The organism is Acidisoma silvae (assembly GCF_020618775.1).
Taxonomy (GTDB): Bacteria; Pseudomonadota; Alphaproteobacteria; order Acetobacterales; family Acetobacteraceae; genus Acidisoma; species Acidisoma silvae.
On record NZ_JAESVB010000001.1, the window covers coordinates 719,338 to 738,577 of the forward strand.

Consider the following 19,240-nt stretch of genomic DNA (forward strand, 5'->3'; position numbering starts at 1 on the left):
CATGACCGCAGCGGACCCCGTCGTCCTTATCACCGGGGGCGCCCGTGGCATCGGGCGCGGCATCGCCGCGCATCTGGTCGGACAGGGATGGCGTGCCGTCATTGCAGACCGTGCCGCACCGGCCGAGCCGCTGCCCTTCGCGCATCGCTTCCTGGAAATCGATGTCTCGGATGAGGCCGCCGTCGCGGCCCTGGTCGATAGCGTGGCGGCTGGCGAGGGACGGCTGGACGCGCTCATCTGCAATGCCGGTTTCATGATCCGCAAGCCGCTGGAACAGCTCAGCCTTGCCGAATGGCAAGCGGTCATCGGCACCAATCTGACCAGCGCCTTCCTGCTGGCCCGCGCGGCAGCACCGCTGCTGCGGCAGGCCAAGGGCGCCATCGTCACCATCGCCTCCACCCGCGCGCATCAGTCCGAGCCCGATACCGAAAGCTATGCGGCGTCCAAGGGCGGCATCCTGGCGCTGACCCATGCGCTCGCCGTCAGTTTGGGGCCTGATATCCGCGTCAATTGCATCAGCCCGGGCTGGATCGACACCCATGGCGGCACGCTATCGGCAGAGGATCACGCCCAGCATCCGGCCGGCCGCGTCGGGCGCGTGGAGGATATCGCCAGCCTGGCGGCCTGGCTGGCCGGGGGCGAAAGCCGCTTCGTGACGGGTTCGGAATTCATCGTCGACGGCGGCATGACGCGGAAGATGATCTATGCCGAGTGACGGCTGAACGGCAGAGATCAAGCCTATGGCCAAGCCGTCGGATGACCCGTCTCGCCGCTCCGTGCTCTGGGCCTGGTGGCGCCTGCTCGTCTGGCTGTGGAAGCTGATTATAGGGCCGGCGTAGCGACCGTGCTGGTCATGGAGAGGGCCACCGCTTCCGCGACGCGAATACCGTCCACGCCCGCCGACAGAATGCCGCCCGCGAAACCGGCACCTTCACCGGCCGGATAGAGGCCCTGCGTATTGATGCTCTGGAAGGTCTCGCCCCGGCTGATGCGCAAGGGCGATGACGTGCGCGTCTCCACCCCCGTCAGCACCGCGTCATTCATCGAAAAGCCTTTGATCTGCCGGTCGAAGGCCGGCAGCGCCTCGCGGATCGCGGCAATGGCGTAATCCGGCAGGCAGGTCGACAGGTCGGTGGGCGTGACGCCAGGCTTGTAGGATGGGGTGACGCTGCCGAGCGTGGTGGACGCGCGGCCCGCCAGGAAATCCCCCACCAATTGCGCGGGGGCGCGATAGTCGCCGCCACCGGCGATGAAGGCTTGGCGTTCCCAATGGCGCTGAAAGGCGATGCCGGCCAGCGGGCCGCCGGGATAATCCTCGGGCGTGATGCCGACGACGATTCCGGCATTGGCATTCCGCTCGGCGCGCGAATACTGGCTCATGCCGTTGGTGACGACCAGGCCGGGTTCCGAGGTCGCGGCCACCACCTGCCCGCCGGGGCACATGCAGAAGCTATAGACCGACCGGCCGTTCTTGGCGTGATGGACGATTTTGTAATCGGCCGCGCCCAAGATCGGATTTCCGGCATGGGCGCCGAAGCGGCAGGTATCGATCAGCGCCTGCGGATGCTCGATGCGAAAGCCGAGCGAGAAGGGCTTCGCGACCATGGCGACGCCGCGCGCTTCCAGCATGGGAAAGGTATCGCGCGCGCTATGCCCGACCGCCAGCACAACATGGTTCGTCGCCAGCCGCTCGCCATTGGCCAGCACCACGCCCGTCACCTGCCGAGCGCCGCCTGCGCCTTCCGCAATCTCGATATCCTCGACCCGGCTTTCGAAGCGGTATTCGCCGCCCAGCGCCTCAATCTGCCGGCGCATGGTTTCCACCACCGTCACCAGACGGAAGGTGCCGATATGCGGCTTGCTGACATACATGATCTCGTCCGGCGCACCGGCGGCGACGAATTCCGACAGCACCCGGCGGCCCAGATGCAGCGGGTCTTTGATGCCGGAATAGAGCTTGCCGTCCGAGAAGGTGCCGGCGCCACCCTCGCCGAATTGCACATTCGATTCCGGCGTCAGCACGCCGCGCCGCCACAGCGCCCAGGTGTCCTTGGTGCGTTCGCGCACGACCTTGCCGCGTTCCAGAACGATGGGGCGGAAACCCATCTGCGCCAGAGTGAGCGCTGCCAGCAGACCGCAGGGTCCGGCGCCGATGACGATGGGACGCGACGGCAGATTGGCGGGCGCCTGCGCCACCAGCCGGTAGCCCATGTCGGGCGCGCGGACGACATGCTTATCGTCCTGCACGCGCGCCAGCACACCGGCCTCATCCGGCACCGCGACATCGACGGTATAGACCAGTTCGATCCGGGTCCGCCGCCGCGCGTCATAGCCGCGGCGGATGACCTCATGCGAACCCAATTGCTCGGGCGTCAGATGCAGCCGGCCGGCAACGGCGGCGGGCAGGGCCGCCGGATCATGATCGAGGGGGAGTTTGATTTCAGTGACGCGTAACATGGCCTGACCTTAGCGCACCATCTGGATCATGGCTTGCACCTTCGCTGCCGCGACCATGAAGGGCTGCGGGCCGATGGCAAGCGCGCCTTCGAAGGGATAATCGAGCAGATGGATGAGAACGAGAATGGCGGCCACGGCCACCGCGAAGGTAATGGAGAAGCTGACCAGAGCGATGCGGTGATCGACGCCGGCCAGCGTCACGAAGAGCGCCAGGATCCCGCCGAAGCCGATCAGCAGACACCAGAGCAGCACCGGCACGCCGCTGCCGGTCTGGAACAGGCGGGTCGATCGGTCGGTATTGGCGTCTTCCAGGAAGGTAAGAATCTGCTGCCTTGTGCCAAGATCGGCCATATCGGCGGGTTTCATCTGGGCCACCGACTGGATGAGCTTCGCAAGCCGTTCGGCGACGGCCGAATCCTCATCCCGCGACAGGCTCATGGTCGTCCATTCCTGATGGACGACGCCGTCGATGTAATGCCGCTCCGCTTGCAGGATCGGCAATGCCTCGGCCTTGGGCAGGGCGCTGGCCAGGACCGCCGCGCCTTGCAGGGCGCTGCATTCCAGCTGCACGGCATTGCCCGCGTTATTGTAGTCGCTCCAGACCTCGCCGAAGACGAAGGCCAGCAGTACGGCGAAAATCACGCCCAGTTGCAGAAACACCGCCGTGCCGATTTCATTGTGGCGGCGGCGCAATTCCACATGCACGTAGCGATGCACAAGCAGGCTGACGATGCCGGCCAGCAGGGTGGCGGCCAGGACGATCGCAAGTGCGACGGACAGGGACATGGCCGCAGCCCTTAGCAGACGGAGCCGCCGCCGTCAGCCGAAAGCGGCGGCGGTCAGCGGGTTTCTGCCACCTGTTGGCGGCTCAGCCGGCCGACGCCGATGCCGCAGAGCAAGGCGAGCGTCAGGCACGTCCCGGCGAAACCGACGACGCCATGCCAGCCCCAATGGGACCAGAACCAGCCACCGGCCGTGCCTGCCAGGCTGGAGCCCAGATAATAGGCCAGCAGATAGAGGGATGAGGCATGGCCTTTGGACCCCGCCGCCAGCCGCCCGACCCAGCCGCTGGCGACGGAGTGGGAGACGAAAAAACCGACCGTCAGCAGAATGATGCCGAGGATGATCACCGGCAGGGCTGGCGAGAGGGTGCAGATTGCCCCTGCCAGCGCCAGGATGAGGCCGATCGGCAGTACGCGCGCGCGGCCGAGCCTGTCCGCGGCCGACCCGGCCATCGAAGACGCCAGAATGCCGAAGAGATAGACGGTGAAGACAAGGCCGATCACGGTCGGGCTGAGGTGATAGGGCGCGGCCATCAGGCGGAAGCCGGCATAGTTATAGATCGTCACGAAGGCGCCCATGACCAGGAAGCCGATGGCGAACAGCAGCGGCAGCGCGCGGGATGTCAGATGGCCGCCCCAGGCGCGAAAATGGAAGCCCGGATCGAACCCATCCTTGCGCACGAAATAGCGTGAGCGCGGCAGCAGCAAAAAGAACGCGAGGGCGGCCAGCACGCCCAATACGCCCATGGTGCAGAGCGCCGCCCGCCAGCCCACGAATTCCGCCAGGAAGGCTTCCGCGACACGGCCGGACATGCCGCCGAAAGCGGTGCCTGCGACATAGCGGCCCATAGCGAGGCCCAGGCTTTTGCCCTCGATCTCCTCCGCCAGATAGGCCATGGCGACCGCCGGCACGCCGCCGAGCACGAAGCCTTCGAGCGCGCGGGCGATCAGCAGCAGTGGCCAGCTTGGGGCGAGCCCAGCGACGATATTCATCACCGAGGCTGCCGTCATCGAGACGAACATCAGCGCGCGCCGCCCGGAGGTCTCAGACACCACGGCCGCCAGCATGATGGCGCCGGCCAGCGCGCCGGTGGACAGCGACAGGGCCAGGGAGCTGGAGGCCGGGGTAATATGGAAATGATGCGAGAACAGCGGCAGCAGCGGCTGGGTGCAATACAGCAGCGAGAAGGTCGCGAAACCCGCCAGGAACAAAGCGAGGGAAATGCGCCGGTAATCCGGTGTACCCAGGCGCACCTTCTGGGGCGGCATATCGGGCCGGATGGCAGTGTCTCCGATCGGGGCGGTTTCGGCTGTCTTGAGCATGGGGCGGCAATCCTTCGCCAGGCAAACTGGTCAGGCTGCCTCCATTTGTCCAATATATGGTGCTGTCGATCTTGATATGTTTTGGAGATACCGGTGGAGCTGCGCCACATCCGCTACTTCCTGGCCGTCGCTGAGGAGCGGAATTTTACCCGCGCGGCAGCGCGCCTGGGCATCGGCCAGCCGCCGCTCAGCCAGCAGATCCGGCAGCTGGAAACGGAGCTGGGTGCGCCGCTGTTTCATCGCCTGCCGCATGGCGCGGAACTGACGGAATCGGGGCGAGCCTTTCTGGTGGAGGCCGAGAGCGTCATCGCCGCCGCCGAACGCGCGCGGGTCGCGGCCCAGCGCGCCGCACGGGGGGAGGCGGGGCTGCTGACGCTGGGCCTCACCGGGTCGGCCGCTTTCCACCCTATCGTCACCCGCACCATCCGCAATTTCCGCAGGCGCTACCCGAAGGTGCAGGTGGTGCTGGAAGAACTGAACACCATGCGGCTGCTGGAGATGCTGCGGCGGGAAGAACTGGACGCCATCTTCCTGCGGCCGGGCCTGGAGGAATTGGAGGGGCTGCACCTGCATCGCCTGCCGGATGAGCCGATGGTCGCGGCCATCCCGAAAGCGCATCCATTAGCGAAGGCACGCAGCATCACGCTTGCCGGACTGGCGCAGGAGCCGCTGATCCTGTTTCCGCCCGCCATCGGCCTGAGCCTGTATCATGAGGTGCTGTCGGCCTGCCGCATGGCGGGGTTCGACCCTATCACCAGCCAGATCGCGCCGCAGATTTCCTCGGGCCTGGCCCTGGTCGCGGCTGAACTCGGCATCGCCATCGTGCCGCAATCCATCGCCGCCATCGGCGTGCCGGGCATCGCCTATCGCCGCATCACCGACGTGGTGCCGGTCGCGCGCCTTGCCTTGGCAACGCGCATGGGGCGTGAGCCGGCTTTGCTGCGCAACCTTATCCAGACGCTGAACGGCGCTTTATAGGGAGCTTGTCTGCCGTTTTCAGGCGCGCGCAGGAATCCCGGATGATCAGCCGCGCTTGCAGCACGACGCGTTCGGGTGCGGGTGGCTGGCCGCGTGGAGAGGACATGCGCCGCAACAATAGCCGCGCGGCATGGTCCGCGATGTCCTCGATCGGTTGCGCCTGCACCGTCAGCCGGGGCGCGAAGGCTTCGGTCCAGGGAAAATCGTCGATGGCCGCGACCGAGATATCATCCGGGCAGTGAAGGCCGAGATCGGCCAGCGCCCGCATCGCCCCGATCACCATATGGTTGTTCGACACGAAAAGCGCGGAAGGCCGGTCCGGCCCGGCCAGGCGTTCCCGGCACAGGATGCGTGCGCCTTCCTGCCGCAGATCGGCATAGATGATGTCGTCCGGCAGCAGGCCGATGCCCTTGGCGGTCAGCGCGGCCCGAAAGCCTTCCAGCCGCTCCTCCATCGCTGCCAGATGCAACCCGCCCGAGACGATGCCGACGCGCCGATGCCCCAGAGACAGGATGTAGTCGGTAATCTCCATCGCCGCCGCGCGATTGTCGATGACAACGGAATCGAAGGGCAGTTTCGGCAAAGCCCGGTCCACCATGACGATGGGACGCGGAAAGTCTCGCGCGATACCGCGCGCATAGGTCTCGGCTGGCGCTGTCGGCGCCAGAATGACGCCATCGACGCCTTGGGCGGCCAGCAATTGCAAGGCCTCGGTTTCACGGACCGGATCATGATCGGTTTCGCAAAGCAGGAGGCTGTAGCCTTCGCCTTGCAGCAGGGCGCCGACCGACCGGACGAGCTGGGTGAAATAGGGATTGGTGATATCGGCAACGATCAGCCCGACCAATCCTGTCGTCTGGGTGCGCAGGCTGCGCGCCAGCCGCGACGGCGCGTAGTTCAGCGCGGCAATCGTGGCCCGCACCTTTGCCTTCAGCGGCTCGCTGACGAAGCTGCTGTCATTGATGACGGCCGAGACGGTGGCCGTGGACACGCCCGCCTGCTGGGCGACATCCTTCATCGTCGGCGCGGGCGGGCGGTTCGTCATGCGGCCTGGAATACCATTGCGTTCGGGATCTTGGCCCGACCATGGTCCGGCGCGACGGCAGGGGTCAACCGGCAGGCTGCCCCTGCGCTGTAGCGTCAGATGCCTTGCGCCAGGCCTGGGGGCAGAACCAGCTTGCCCAGAATGCCGAAGCGCGTGGCACCGCTCGCCGCCGGGATATTATTGGCCAGCCTGTTTACGGTCGCATGGGCGAGGGTCGCGAATTTGATCGCCTCCTTAAATTGCGGCGGCATCCCGAATTCATCCGATATCGCCAGCCTTAGCGATGCGGGCAGATACGCCCGCAGCCTGTCCAGCAGGAAGGCGTTGCGCGTGCCACCGCCGCTCGCGATCAGCACCGAGATGTCGCGAAGCCTTTCGACATGGTCGGTGATGGACCGGGTAATCGCGATGGCCGTGAATTCCGTGAAGGTTGCCAGCAGATCCTCGGTCGACAGCGTGGCATAGGCGTCCAGCAGGGAATCGGCATAGGCCGAGCCGAAATCCAGCCGCCAGGCGCTGCGGGGAACCGGTCGATGGAAATAAGGATGCGCCAGCACCTGATCCAGCAAGGGCTGATGGATGCGCCCACGTGCCGCGGTTTCGCCATTGGCGTCATAAGGCTTGCCGAGCCGGAGGCGCGCGACATGATCCAGCATGACATTGCCCGGCCCGGTGTCGAAGGCCATCATCCGTCCGCGATCCGCCTCCGCCAGCTGGCAATTGGCAATGCCGCCGATATTGAGCGTCAGAACCGGCCCGATATCGCGGAAGGCGACGTAATCCAGATATTGCATCAGCGGCGCGCCGGTGCCGCCGAGCGCATGGTCCATGGGGCGGAACTGCGTCACGACCGGCGTCTCGCAGGCGGCGGCGACGATGGACGGTTCCCCGATCTGCAATCCACAGCCGAAGGGACCGTTGAGCCAGCGCCCGACGAGATCGGTGTCGTCCGCATAGTCCTTCAGCCGCGCATGGTCCGGCGGTTCCTGATAGATCGTCTGTCCGTCATAGCCGATGACTTCGACATCGCCGGGCGCAAGCTTGTGCTTGCGCATGAAGGACCGGGCAGATTCGGCATAGACGGCGCCGGCCAGATAGTTGAGGCGGCAAAGCTCGAAAATGCTCACCTGATTTTCGAAGGATCGCAGCACCTGCTCGGCCACCGCTTCCGGCCAGTCATAGCTTTCACCGGCGATGAAGGTCGGGCGGGATGGATAGCCGTCCGCGCCATTCTGGATATCGACAAGAACGACATCGATGCCGTCGAAGGATGACCCGCTGTTCAGGCCCAATACGCGAACCATTATTCTCTCCACTGATGCGGGCAGGTAGGGCGACGCCAAGGCGCGGCCCTATTGCGGTCAGTTGTTCACCCAACCGTTGTAGCTTGCGACATTGTCGCGGGTCACAAGCGCGGGCGGCAGCAGGACGGTTGTCTGCGCGGGCGGCTTGCCATGCAGCACGTCCAGGCCAAGGCGCAGCGCCGTACGCGCAATTTCGAAGGGATTTTGCGCCGCTGTCGCGACGATCAGGCTGGTCGAGGATTTCAGCGCTTCGACGCCGGCGGGCGAGCCGTCGACGGTGGTGATGATCATCTCATGGCGGCCCTGCTGATGCGCGGCCAGATCGGTGCCCAAAGCTTCCTCTTCATTGATGACGAACATGCCGTCGATATGGCCGAAGCGGGTGAGCAGGGTCTGCGCCACGGCAAAGCCGCCGTCGCGCGAGCCCTTGGCGTCCTGATTGTCGTTCAGCACTTTCATCGCCGGATATTGCGCGAATACTTGCTCGCAGCCTTTCACGCGATCGATGACCGAGCTGACATGCGGGCCGTTGATGATCACGATATCGCCCTTGTGGCCCAGCTTATCCGCCAGATACTGGCAGGACATTTCGCCGGCCTTGATGTTATCCGTCATGGCGGTGACCGTCGCACCCTTGGCCGCGACGTCGAAGGCCGCGACGACGATACCCTGCGCCTTCGCACTCGCGACAGCCGGCGCGATGGCTTCAGGATCGGCCGCGTTCAGCAGAATGATCTTGTCTCCGGAGGAGATGAAATTCTGCATCTGGTTGATCTGCTTGTTCAGATCGTAGTCGGATGAGACCGTCGTGATCTGGGCATTGGGATCGGCCAGCCGCGCTTCCGTCACGGCGCCGTTCTTCGCCGCGACGAAGAAGGGATTGCCGAGCGAGCCGACGGAGATGCCGACTTGCAGCGGCTCCGCACGGGCGGAGACAGTTGCAAGCGCAAGCAAAGGCAACGCCAGCAATAATGCGTTCTTCATGGCACTCACTTTCTTTATCCGCGCTTCTTATGTGGCACGGTAGTTTTGTTAGGCCGCCGGCTTTTTGCCGGCGGTGCTGCGTGAGGCGGGAGAGTGAGAGGAAATTTAGTTCCACCAACTCGCATTCTTGGGTTTTTCTGGCTGACGGATGACGACGTCGCTGGCCCCCAGCGGCTCGATATCCATCAAAAACCGCTGTGCCGGGCTCATGCGTTCATAAAGCGCCTCGGTCACATAGTCCCGCTGCGTCAACTGCTGCGCCAGGTCGCGCCGCGTGTAGGTAAGATGCAGGACGCGGCGGCGTTCGCCGTCCGTATTGCGTGTGCCACCATGCCAGACGGAGGAATTCATGATGGCGACGGACCCCGCCGGCGCCGTCAGATAGATCTCGCCCGTATAGGGGGCAGCCAGGTCGGCCGGCACGCGCGCCTGATCTTCCGCAGACAAAGGCTGCGGTACCCAATCGCCCATATTGACATGGGCGACGTTGAGCGGCGCCCAATGATGCGATCCGGGGATCATGCGTGTCGGCCCGTTCGTCAAAGTCATGTCGTCGAACAGGACCAAGGCATTCAGAACCCACCAGTCATCGTCGAACTTCTTGGGCACATCGGTATGCAGGCTCTGGTGGCCCTGGCCCTTATTGGGCTCGCGCAGATTGGCGCCATGCAGCTTGACTTCGCCCAGCAAGTAATGCGCGGCGGCCAGCAGCGGCGCGCAGTTGAGGCAGCTATCGTAGACCTCGGTTTTATTGAAGATATTGGAGACGCGCGGCGCGCCGGGCTCGACATGCACTTCATGACCGCCCTGACCGTGTTCCAGGCTGCTCAGCCGGTCGAATTCCGCGCCCATGCGCAGGCAGTCCTCACGCGAAAATACGCCGGGCACGACAAAAAAGCCCTGCTTGTCCAGAGCGTCCTGCTGCGCGCTGGTGAAACTGCCGGAAGGGACGCCAAGCTCACGCAATGCCTGTTTTGTGTACATTTGAGCCTCCTGAGTTCTTTTTCTTGCGACGCCGGTCTGTCTCGTCGGCTAATCGATTTGGCAAGTCTAGCGAATCGATTAGCCGCGATCAAGCGTCACGAAGTTCGGTGGCTTAGTGGACGGAACTCGGGATTTGAAACGCCCCCGGAGCGCCTCGTTTTTGGGGCGCTTCGGATAGGACAAAAACCGCAGCCGTGCTAAACGGGCCAGTGGCCCGGGCAATACTGCGCTGGCGAGGGGTAGATCATGGTGTCGGCACTGGCCAATATTCTTGAGACCAACGAAAGCGGCGTTCTGGCGAAGTGGCTGGAACTGCTTTTGACCTCCGCCAACGCAGGCGGCGGACGCATCAAGGAAGCCGAACTCAAGGCGCAGTGCCGGGAGTTTCTGACCGCTCTGCGTCAAGCTCTGGCGGCCGATATGGGTGGCGATACCGATATTCAGAGCGATACGTTCGAGCGGGTCCGTGACTTGCTGTCCGACGTCTCACGCTCGCGCGCGATCCAGGGCTTCAGCCCGTCCGAAACGGCGACCTTCGTCTTTTCCCTCAAGCAGCCGATTTTCGAATTGCTGCGGCAATTCAGCCAGGATGCATTGACCCTGGCTGACGAAAGCTGGCGGGTGACGCAGGTGCTGGATCAACTGGGCCTGTTTACAACCGAAGTCTACCAGAAAAGCCGGGAAGAAGTGGTCGCCCGGCAGCAGGATGAAATCGCCGAGCTGTCGACGCCGGTCGTCAAGCTTTGGGATGGCATTCTGGCGCTGCCTTTGATCGGCACGCTCGATTCCGCCCGCACCCAGACGGTGATGGAAACCCTGCTGCAGTCGATCGTCGACCAGAGCGCGGAGATCGCCATCATCGACATTACCGGCGTGCCGACCGTGGATACGCTGGTCGCCCAGCATCTGCTCAAGACCATCGCCGCCGCGCGCCTCATGGGCGCCGATTGCATCGTCTCGGGCATCCGCCCGCAGATCGCGCAGACCATGGTTCACCTCGGCGTGGAGCTCAATGTCGTTTCCAAGGCCTCGCTTGCGGATGCGCTGGCGCTGGCTTTGACCCGCACTGGCCGGGCCGTGGTGCGGGTGAAGACACCCATCGCTTCCACGACCTCTCACTAAGGCCGCTCGCCGTGGATCGTATCCCCATCCTGAAACTTGGGCGTGCGCTGCTTGTCACGGTTCAGGTCGATATGCATGACCGCCTGGCCATGGCGCTCGAGGAAGACCTGTCGGAAAAAATCGTCGCCACCAATGCCCGTGGCGTGCTTATCGACATTTCCGGTCTCGAGATCGTCGATTCCTTCATGGGGCGGATGCTGGACAATATCGCCGCCGTCTCGCGCCTGCTGGATGCCGATACCGTCGTTGTCGGCATGCGGCCGGCGGTGGCCATCACCCTGGTCGAACTTGGATTGTCGCTGACCGGCGTGAAGACCGCGCTGAACGTGGACCGTGGCATGGCGCTGATCGGGACGGGTTTCGGCGCCCATGACGGTGCGGATGACGACGGAGTCGGGTCGGAGGACACCGATGGCCGTGTTGAAGGATGATACGCTTCCCATCCGCACATCCGAAGACGTCGTCAGGGTCAGAAAGGAAGTTCGTGTCCAGGCCATAGCGGCGGGGTTCGGTATTGTTGACCAGACAAAAATCATAACCGCTGCCAGCGAATTGGCCCGCAACACGCTTGATTATGGCGGTGGCGGTACGGCGCGGCTGGAACTGGTGCAGAACGGTGCGCGCAAAGGCCTGCGGCTGACCTTTGAAGACAAGGGGCCGGGCATTCCGGACCTGCAGCTTGCTCTGACCGACGGCTATACGACAGGGGGCGGCCTTGGCCTTGGCCTGAGCGGCGCCAAACGGCTGTCGAATGAATTCGACATCCATTCCGTCGTCGGCGAAGGCACGCGTATCACCATTGCCCGGTGGAAATAGCCTCATGCGGGCCATCGCCGTCAAAGACGTCTCTCAGGTGGCTGAAGCACGCCGCACTGCGGTCCTGGTCGCGAAAGCCGTCGGCTTCGGAGAGGAGGATGCCGGTCGTGTCGCCATTGTCGCGACAGAGCTTGCCACCAACCTCATCAAGCATGGCGGCGGTGGCGAATTGCTGGTCGGTTCCTATAGCGACCGCACGGGCAATGGTGTCGAATGCCTTGCCCTCGACAAAGGGCCGGGCATTGGCGATTTCGAAGCCGCGTCGCGGGATGGTTATTCCACTGCTGGCAGCCAGGGCAGCGGGCTGGGTGCCATCGCCCGCAATTCCCATCAGGTTGACGTCTTCGCGCCAATGGGCTCAGGCACGGCCATTCTCGTGCGCTTTCGGGAGGGACGACCGGTACCGGGTCTGGTGTCATCCATGCCGCGTGTCGGCGCGATCAACCTGCCCAAGACGGGGGAGGATGTCTGCGGCGATGCCTGGTCTCGTGTCACCCATGCGCGCGGCTACAAGCTCGTAGTGGCCGATGGCCTGGGCCACGGCACCTACGCGGCCGATGCGTCGCAGGCGGCGCTGCGCGTGTTTCAGGACGAAAAAGCGTCGGCACCCGGACAGATTTTGCAAAAGATGCATCTGGCCCTGCGACCGACACGCGGGGCGGCGATTTCCGTCGCTGATGTCGATATCGAACGTCATCAGGTCACCTTCGCGGGTATCGGCAATGTCGCCGGCGTCATCGTCAATCAGGATGGGTCGGTGCGGCAGATGGTGTCGCATAACGGTACCGTCGGCCATGTCGCGAAACGCGTGCAGGAATTCATCTATCAGTTTGCCGGCGAGCCGCTCATCATTCTGTGTTCGGACGGTCTGGCAACCAACTGGAACCTGCGCGCTTATCCGGGGCTCGCCTTCCGTCACCCGACATTGATCGCGGGCGTTCTGTATCGGGACTTCACCCGTGGCCGCGACGACGTGACGGTGGTGGTGACAAGGGGAGAGGCAGCATGAGTGCCGGTGCCTGGTCCATCATCACGCTGGCGATGGAACACGAGGCCGATGTGGTCGCCGTGCGGCAGCGGGCGCGCCGCATCGCCGAGCTGCTCGGCTTCGGCATGCTGGACCAGACAAGGATCGCGACTGCGGCGTCGGAAATCGCTCGCAACGCGGTGACCTATGCGCGGAGTGGCCGCGCGGAATTCGCCCTGAGCGGGGCTAGCCTGCCGCAACACCTGCTGATCAGGATTGCCGACAAGGGACCCGGCATCGCCAATCTCGATGACGTTCTCGAGGGCCGTTACCAGAGCCAGACTGGCATGGGGCTTGGCATCATCGGCGCCCGCCGGCTGATGGACCGTGTCGATATCGACAGTTCCTCTGAGAAGGGCACGCGGGTCACGCTGGACAAGATACTGCCGAAAGGGCAGGAGCCCGTTCCGGCTTCGGCACTGGTTGATCTGGCACGCCGTCTGGCAACGGAAGTCGCGGGTGACCCGCTTGTCGAAGTCCGCGCTCAAAATCAGGAACTGCTGCGCAGTCTGGAAGATGTCAAAACGCAGCAGGACGAGATGATGCGTCTGAATGACGAGCTGGACCGCACCAATAAAGGCGTCGTCGCCCTTCTCGCGGAACTGGATCAGAAAGCGACAGAGTTGGAAACGCTGAACGCAACCCTGGAAAAAAGGGTCGCGACGGCAATTGCCGAACGGGAAGCCGCTGAGCAGAGCCTGCGCCAAAGCCAGAAGATGGAAGCGGTCGGTCAATTGACCGGCGGCATCGCGCATGACTTCAACAATATGCTGACCGGCATCGTCACCTCCCTCGATATCATCCAGTCCCGCATAGAACAGGGCCGCACGGACAAGCTGGAGCGTTACACCCAGGCGGCTATGATCTCCGCGCAGCGGGCCGCCGCCCTCACGCATCGTTTGCTGGCCTTTTCGCGCCGCCAGCCGCTCGACCCGAAGCCGGTCGACGCGAAACATCTCGTCGCGTCGATGACGGATTTGATCCGGCAGACCATCGGGCCGACCCATTCCCTGGATGTGGCCGCCGATGCCGATCTTTGGACGACGCTCTGCGACCCCAATCAGCTTGAGAACGCAATCCTCAATCTGTCGATCAATGCCCGCGATGCCATGCCGGACGGCGGCAATCTGCTGATCGAGACGCGCAACGCCGATTTGAATGAAGCGGCCATCGCCGCCGGCATCGGCGCGGTGACCGGGCAATATGTCGCCGTTTGCGTGACCGACACGGGAACCGGCATGTCGGCGGATGTGCTGTCCAGGGCCTTTGAACCCTTTTTCACGACCAAACCGATCGGCCAGGGAACGGGGCTGGGCCTGTCCATGGTCTATGGCTTCGCGCGGCAAAGCCAGGGCTATCTCAAAATCGAGTCCGAGGAAGGTCGCGGCACGACGATCAGGATTTATCTGCCGCGTCATTCGGGGGAGATTCTCTCGGCTGAAAATGCGGTTGCCTTGTCACAGGACATTGCCCAGACCGACAAGGGTGAAACCATCCTGATCGTCGAAGACGATGCCGTGATCAGAAACCTCACCGTCGAGGTCTTGTCCGAGGCGGGCTATCGGATCCTTCAGGCCTCCGACGGCCAGGAAGGTCTCAGGATGCTGGATTCCCGCATTCATATCGACCTGCTTCTGACCGATGTCGGTCTTCCCCGCGTCAATGGACGCCAGCTTGCCGATCAGGCGCGGGAGACGCGACAGAGCCTGAAAGTGCTGTTCATCACCGGCTATGCCCAGAATACCAAATTGACGAGCGACGCTCTGGCCCCAGGCATGTCGATATTAACCAAGCCCTTTACCGTCGCCGGGCTGATCAACAGGGTTAAGGAAGTTCTGAGCTGACAGGTCATCTCAGCCGCTACGTGCGATGAGGTCCAGATACAGCGTCGTCGTCCAGCCATAGTCATGAATGACCTGGCGGAAGGGATTGTCCGGATTGCATTCCCCTTTGCGCATCAGCTGCGGTGGGTCAACCTCGCGCCGGTCATCGTAATATTCGAAGAAGGTGCCGTAGCGCGCGGCGCAACGTTCGATTTCCGCAATCGTTGCCCGGTCAATAGCGGCTGCCGCGTCGCCGAAGGCCCTGTCATAGGGCGCATAGCGTTCCAGCCCGCGCGCGATCAGCCAGTTGATATTGACCCAAGTCGGCCCGCGCCACATGTCCTTGGAATAGTGGCCGAGGTCTGAGGCTGCGACCGATGGCACGGGGAAGGCCGTGCCGAAGGTTTCGGGATTGTGCAAATGCTGCAAAAGCCGTTTGGCCTGATCCAGGCTGGGCGCGCCGCAGAGCAGCGGCAGAAAGCCCGCACTGGCCAGAACGGGGGATCGTTCACCGGCATTGCTGTCATAGTCGCAATAGAAGGCATAGGCGTCCGACCACAGGCTGTTATTGATGCGATGGCAAAGGGATGAGTGGCGGCCGCCCCACAGCATGGCATCCGCCGCGCGCCCGATATCCTGCGCGAAGCCGGCCAGAATTTCGCATTCATGCGCGATATAGGCATTGAAATCGGTGACGGCGAGGGCGGTCGGATAGTTGAAGTCGAAGCGCGGGGAATTATCCATGCCGCTTTCGCCGCTGCGCGATGTCGGGTCACCCTCGATGAACCATTCCAACAGCCCGTCGCCGTCATGGTCGCGATTGTTCAAGTCCCATTCGACGGCGGCGGCGAGCTTTGGGTAAAGACCCGCCACCCAGTCGGGATCGGGCGCCATGTCGTTCACCAGCTTCACGCCCAGCGCCAGAATCGGCGGCTGGGTGTAGCTGGACGGCCGGCGCGTGGGCGACATCTGATGCGGCACGAAACCGTCCGGCCGCTGCCCGTCAAACACCGCTTCGATCATCTGCCGCGCCAGCGGCAGGTCCAGATGCCGCCAACCTATGGCGTGGAAGACCGAATCCCACAGCCACATATCCTTGTGGGGAAAACGGTCCGGCGTCGTCCAGGCCTGGGTCAGCGCGGCCTCGGGGCCGGAGACCTGCCCCTTCATCACCGCCAGCGCTCGAAACACGATCTCTTTCCGAGGCCCTTCGGCTCCGGCCAGCAGCGGCTGTTGCTCGATCCACGCGGCGCGTTTGGCGAGATGGCCATGCAGATCGGATTGCAGCAGGCTGGCATCGAAATGCGCCGCCGTGCCGATCAGCGTGCGCCCATCCTCAGCCACAACACGTAAATCCGCACTCACGCCGTCAATATGCACCGCCCCTTCGATCAGAAGATGATAGGGGTCGGGCAGCACGCCGATCACATTCCCATCGGCAATGAAAAAATCATTGCTGACGACGGCATGGGCGGGCTTGGCCGCGAAGATCAGCCGCGCCTCGCCGGGGAAGACGACGGCGAGGCCGGCGGGCTCCGTCATCGTCCGCAGGATGATGGCCCCTTCATGATCGGCCGGCACCGCGCGCTCCACCCCGGAAAAGCCGAGGAGTTGGCCCCTGTGCCAGCCGGTCTGGCCATAGCCCATAAGCCGGTCGACATGTGATAGCTCAGCCATGGGCATCCTCCGGCGAAACAGGCAGGTAGCGCGGGGCCTGTGTCAGCATGAACGGTCTTCCGCCGTCTTGCCTGACCCCGATCCGCACCGCCGCCTCGGCATGGACAAGCAGGGCAGCTGGCAGGTTATGCAGATGGCGCGTCTGGATGCTGCCGCCAATCACATCCTGAAGCCAGGTCAGCGGACGCTTGTCCGGTTTGGCGCAATTCACCGTGAAGCGATGCAGCGTGAGGCCCTTCACATGCCGGGCGAAAAGCCCGGCGGCCGGCAGATCAACCCCGAAACACTCCGGGTCCGGGTAGGACGCGACGGCTTCCGGCACGCGGCGGCGCGCGATCCGCGCGCTTTGCCCGCCGGGCTGGTGCAGATGGATATGGCGCATCACCACATCTTCGATCCGATGGCCCGGAATGCCGGCGATGATGATGGGCATGGCGGAGAAGCTTTGCTGCGCGTCCAGGTCTTCAATGGTGATGCCGCGCAGGATGCCTGGGCGCGTCCCTGCCGGTCCGCGCAGCCGCGCGCCGAGGCGGATATAGATCGGCGCATGGCGCAGGTCGCGCATCGTCAATCCGCGAATGGTGACGTCCTCCAACAGCGCGCCATCCACCGTTTCCAACGCCAGCCCCCGGCTGCCTTGCAAATGATTGTCGAGGATGCGCACGCGGCGGAAGCCGCCATTGGATTCGGTGCCGAATTTGATGCGCCCGGTGCGATGCGTGACATTGCACAGTTTCTCTGGCCCTTCGTCGATGAGCCGGTAACTGCCGTCCAGCGTGCTGCCGATCTGGTAGCGCCCGCTGACCCAATTGCCGCGGATCAGAATGTCTTCCGTCATGGCTAGCCGGCCGAGCACGTAGCTGCTTTTGAGGCAGATGCCGTCGTCATTCGGTGAATTGATGCGGCAGGCTTCGACCCGCACATTGCGGCAGCAATCCAGATTGACTCCGTCGCGATTGGTGTCGATCCGCAGGCGCTCCACCACCATATCCGTGCAGCCGGCCGCGAGGATCGCGACATGGCCCGCTTCCAAAATGTTGATGTCGCGGATTGTCACCCGCGCGCAGTCGAACAGAGCAATGGCCTTGTTGCCGACGCCCGGCTGCATGGCCGGCAGATGGCCGGGCTCGTAATCGCCGTTGACGAGGCCCGCGCCCCAGATCAGCCCAGGCCCGTCGATCACGACATCGGTCAGGCCAAGGCCGGACAGAAGGGAATTGCGGCAATAGCTATGGCCGAAATCCTGATAGGGAAATTGCGCGGCCAGATTGGCTTCCGGCAGGTCATAGCCGCCGGTCGGCGTGGGTTCAGGGGGCGGGTCGGCGGCCAGCAGAACGGCGCCCTGTTCCAGATGCAGGCGAATGCGGCTTGCCAGACGGATGGAGAAAGACCGGTAAGTGCCGGCCGAGAGGCGCACCGTGCCGCCGCCGGCATCCATGGCCTTTTGGATGGCGCGGTTGATGGCCGGGCTGTCCAGCGCGATGCCGTCACCCTTTGCCCCGAAGTCACGCGGATCAAAAACAGGGGCATGATGCCACCAATTTTCCATGCCTTCCGCCATCGCGACCCTCCTGCGCTGCCTCATCCTCAAGACAGCGACAAAATCCTTCTGTAAAGGGCTAGGGGATGGCGGCGCGCGCAAGACCGCTTCCCGGAGACGACCGCGTGACGGATGCCGCCCCCAAAGGGTCCAACTGGACCGGCCTCAGAATCTTCAATTTCTTTTCAGCCGCGACGCAGACGGGCTACGGGCCCTTCCTGCCGGTTTTTCTGACACAATCGGGCTGGAGCCAGGGGCAGGTGGGTCTGGCCTTAAGTGTCGGGGCCATCGCCAGCACGGCCAGCCAATTGCCGGGCGGCTTGCTGGTCGATCAGGTGCGCCAGCGGCGCTTCCTCTGCGCGGTCAGTCTCGCCATTCTGGGTCTGGGCGCGCTGCTGCTGGCCGTCTGGCCCGGTGTCGTGCCGGTCTTCAGCGTGCTGGTGCTGCATGGCTTTGCGACTGCCGTGCTGGCCCCGGCCATTGCCGCCATAACGCTTAATCTCGGCGGCCAGAATGCCTTCGGCGAGCATGTCGGCAATAATGCGCGCTATGCATCGCTCGGCAATGCGCTGACCGCCGCCGTTCTGGGCGTCGTCGCCTATCACCTTTCGGTGCGTGCCGTGTTTCTGCTGGCCGCCCTGATGACGGTGCCGGCAATTGCGAGCCTGCTGCTGGTCCACCCGGAACCCGCCGCGCCCAAGGCTGTCGCGCCGCATCCCGCCATGCTGCACCCAAAGCACCGGCAAGGCCGGCTGTGGCAGGTGTTTTTCGAGCTGCATATGCATACTTTCGCGGTCTGCGTGACGCTGTTCACGCTCGGCAATGCCGCGATGCTGCCGCTGGCTCTGAACCATCTCGCCGCCCATCACGATACCGGCGAGATCGCGACCGCCACCACCGGCTGCATCATCGCCCTGCAAGCCGTCGTGGTGCTGTTTGCGCCACGCCTGGGCAGGGCTGCCGAACGCTTCGGCCGCCGCCCGCTGCTGATGATCGCCTTCGCCGCACTCCCCATGCGCGCGCTGCTGCTGACGACAGCGCCGGACGCGATACCACTGATTGCCATCGAATTGTTGGACGGTCTGGCCGCGGCCATCATGGGCGTGATGATTCCGCTGATCGCGGCGGACCTGACGCAGCGCACCGGCTATCTCAATCTCGCCATCGGTGCCTTCGGCCTGGCCGGCAGTCTGGGGGCCACCTTCAGCACGGCAGCCGCCGGCTGGATCGCCGATAAGGCCGGGCTGGACTGGGCCTTTCTGGCGCTGGCCATGCCGGGTCTTCTCGGCCTTTTGATCATCCTGTTCGTCCTGCCGGAAACGCGGCCCGGCACGCAGCCGATTGGACCTGCCGTCCGGGTTGGGTGATACTCGGCTGC

General features: G+C 64.0%; 17 protein-coding genes. 8 read left to right on the forward strand and 9 right to left on the reverse strand.

Annotation, left to right across the window (positions count from 1 at the left end; genetic code table 11):
* The first annotated feature begins 1 nt into the window (after position 1).
* Positions 2-715, forward strand: a complete 714-nt coding sequence (locus ASILVAE211_RS03440; RefSeq protein WP_227319872.1) for an SDR family oxidoreductase — start codon at positions 2-4, stop codon at positions 713-715.
* A 107-nt stretch (positions 716-822) separates the two neighbouring features.
* Here the strand turns inward: ASILVAE211_RS03440 and ASILVAE211_RS03445 are convergent, their stop codons facing one another.
* Genes ASILVAE211_RS03445 through ASILVAE211_RS03455 form a run of 3 tightly spaced genes read right to left on the reverse strand, consistent with a single transcriptional unit; the run spans position 823 to position 4,562 of the window.
* A complete protein-coding gene (locus ASILVAE211_RS03445) occupies positions 823-2,457 on the reverse strand; it encodes an NAD(P)/FAD-dependent oxidoreductase (protein WP_227319873.1) in 1,635 nt (544 codons plus the stop codon).
* A 9-nt stretch (positions 2,458-2,466) separates the two neighbouring features.
* Positions 2,467-3,243, reverse strand: coding sequence for a bestrophin-like domain (locus ASILVAE211_RS03450; RefSeq protein ID WP_227319874.1), 777 nt, complete (start codon positions 3,241-3,243; stop codon positions 2,467-2,469).
* Between the two features lie 53 nt (positions 3,244-3,296).
* The gene (locus tag ASILVAE211_RS03455; protein WP_227319875.1) at positions 3,297-4,562 is read right to left on the reverse strand and encodes an MFS transporter; all 1,266 of its coding nucleotides are present in this window, start codon (positions 4,560-4,562) and stop codon (positions 3,297-3,299) included.
* 93 nt (positions 4,563-4,655) lie between these two features.
* On the opposite strand from ASILVAE211_RS03455, the gene ASILVAE211_RS03460 reads away from it, so the two are divergent.
* A complete protein-coding gene (locus tag ASILVAE211_RS03460) occupies positions 4,656-5,540 on the forward strand; it encodes a LysR family transcriptional regulator (RefSeq protein WP_227319876.1) in 885 nt (294 codons plus the stop codon).
* Here the strand turns inward: ASILVAE211_RS03460 and ASILVAE211_RS03465 are convergent.
* From ASILVAE211_RS03465 to ASILVAE211_RS03480, 4 genes are all read right to left on the reverse strand, one after another.
* Complete coding sequence (locus ASILVAE211_RS03465) at positions 5,512-6,585, reverse strand: LacI family DNA-binding transcriptional regulator (RefSeq protein WP_227319877.1); 1,074 nt, start codon at positions 6,583-6,585, stop codon at positions 5,512-5,514. The genes ASILVAE211_RS03460 and ASILVAE211_RS03465 overlap by 29 nt on opposite strands.
* Before the next feature lie 95 nt (positions 6,586-6,680).
* A complete protein-coding gene (locus ASILVAE211_RS03470; protein WP_227319878.1) occupies positions 6,681-7,889 on the reverse strand; it encodes an anhydro-N-acetylmuramic acid kinase in 1,209 nt (402 codons plus the stop codon).
* Between the two features lie 57 nt (positions 7,890-7,946).
* Positions 7,947-8,873 (reverse strand): ABC transporter substrate-binding protein, encoded by a 927-nt coding sequence (locus tag ASILVAE211_RS03475; RefSeq protein WP_227319879.1) that lies wholly within the window; start codon positions 8,871-8,873, stop codon positions 7,947-7,949.
* A gap of 105 nt (positions 8,874-8,978) precedes the next feature.
* Positions 8,979-9,857: a phytanoyl-CoA dioxygenase family protein gene (locus ASILVAE211_RS03480; protein ID WP_227319880.1), complete on the reverse strand. Its 879-nt coding sequence runs from the start codon at positions 9,855-9,857 to the stop codon at positions 8,979-8,981.
* 246 nt (positions 9,858-10,103) lie between these two features.
* Between ASILVAE211_RS03480 and ASILVAE211_RS03485 the strand changes: the two genes are divergently transcribed.
* From ASILVAE211_RS03485 to ASILVAE211_RS03505, 5 genes are read left to right on the forward strand one after another with little or no spacing between them, the layout of a single operon-like run.
* On the forward strand, positions 10,104-10,979 hold the full coding sequence (locus ASILVAE211_RS03485; RefSeq protein WP_227319881.1) for an STAS domain-containing protein: 876 nt from the start codon (positions 10,104-10,106) through the stop codon (positions 10,977-10,979).
* An 11-nt stretch (positions 10,980-10,990) separates the two neighbouring features.
* Positions 10,991-11,410: an STAS domain-containing protein gene (locus tag ASILVAE211_RS03490; protein ID WP_227319882.1), complete on the forward strand. Its 420-nt coding sequence runs from the start codon at positions 10,991-10,993 to the stop codon at positions 11,408-11,410.
* Complete coding sequence (locus ASILVAE211_RS03495; protein ID WP_227319883.1) at positions 11,391-11,795, forward strand: ATP-binding protein; 405 nt, start codon at positions 11,391-11,393, stop codon at positions 11,793-11,795. The genes ASILVAE211_RS03490 and ASILVAE211_RS03495 overlap by 20 nt, the downstream gene beginning before the upstream one ends.
* A 4-nt stretch (positions 11,796-11,799) precedes the next feature.
* Positions 11,800-12,804 (forward strand): ATP-binding SpoIIE family protein phosphatase, encoded by a 1,005-nt coding sequence (locus ASILVAE211_RS03500; protein ID WP_227319884.1) that lies wholly within the window; start codon positions 11,800-11,802, stop codon positions 12,802-12,804.
* Positions 12,801-14,666, forward strand: a complete 1,866-nt coding sequence (locus ASILVAE211_RS03505) for an ATP-binding protein (RefSeq protein ID WP_227319885.1) — start codon at positions 12,801-12,803, stop codon at positions 14,664-14,666. Before ASILVAE211_RS03500 ends, ASILVAE211_RS03505 begins: the two co-directional genes overlap by 4 nt.
* 9 nt (positions 14,667-14,675) lie before the next feature.
* Here ASILVAE211_RS03505 and ASILVAE211_RS03510 read toward each other — a convergent pair whose 3' ends face one another.
* Positions 14,676-16,322, reverse strand: a complete 1,647-nt coding sequence (locus ASILVAE211_RS03510; RefSeq protein ID WP_227319886.1) for an amylo-alpha-1,6-glucosidase — start codon at positions 16,320-16,322, stop codon at positions 14,676-14,678.
* Positions 16,315-17,883 carry a rhamnogalacturonidase gene (locus tag ASILVAE211_RS03515; RefSeq protein WP_227319887.1) on the reverse strand — a complete coding sequence of 523 codons (1,569 nt, stop codon included), beginning with the start codon at positions 17,881-17,883 and terminating at the stop codon, positions 16,315-16,317. Before ASILVAE211_RS03515 ends, ASILVAE211_RS03510 begins: the two co-directional genes overlap by 8 nt.
* Positions 17,884-17,987: 104 nt before the next feature.
* Here ASILVAE211_RS03515 and ASILVAE211_RS03520 point away from each other — a divergent pair, with 104 nt between their 5' ends.
* Entirely contained in the window at positions 17,988-19,229 is a 1,242-nt protein-coding gene (locus ASILVAE211_RS03520) for an MFS transporter (RefSeq protein ID WP_227319888.1), read from the forward strand.
* Positions 19,230-19,240: the final 11 nt, after the last annotated feature.